This is a genomic window from Bartonella sp. LB28NMGDW, assembly GCF_042194435.1.
GTDB lineage: Bacteria > Pseudomonadota > Alphaproteobacteria > Rhizobiales > Rhizobiaceae > Bartonella > Bartonella grahamii.
The window spans coordinates 1-538 of the sequence record NZ_JBHIMX010000174.1 but is presented as its reverse complement, the minus strand read 5'-3'; the positions used below and the strand labels follow the sequence as shown (position 1 = coordinate 538).

Genomic DNA, 538 nt, shown 5'->3' with positions numbered 1-538 from the left:
AGAACAAAATGTTGATGATGCTTTGCAAGCTGTTGATGAGAAAACAGTGGTGATGAAATTTGATAAGCCTTATCCAGCAGAGCTCATTCTGAATAATGTTGTTGCGAGTCGTGCAACAGCTTTGCTTGATCGTAAGACGATTATGAAGCATGAAAAAAACGGTGATCTGGGAAATCAGTATTTGAAAACTCATGCTGCTTGCGTTGGCCCTTATCATTTAAAAAGTTGGCGCCCTGGAGAAGTGATTTTGTTACGTGCAAGCTCTCACTATTGGGGACAAGCACCTAAACTAAAGCAGATTTTAATTCGCCATGTTGCGGAGCCCGGAACACAGCGCTTGTTATTGCAAAAACATGATATTGATGTTGCTCGTAATTTGACACCTGAAGATCTTGCAGATTTGCAAAAAACAACAGATGTTAAAATCAAAGAAGTGTTAGAACCATCCATGATGTATTGGGGATTCAATACGACGAATCCCATTTTTGCTAAGGAAAAAGTGCGCTTGGCGATGCGTTATCTTATAGATTATGAAGGT

Annotated in this window: 1 protein-coding gene; it reads left to right on the top strand. The window is 39.8% G+C overall.

Going from position 1 to position 538, the window contains the following annotated elements; genetic code table 11:
* The coding region (locus tag ACFIKG_RS09860; protein ID WP_375652261.1) for an ABC transporter substrate-binding protein at positions 1 to 538 on the top strand (538 nt) is incomplete at both ends.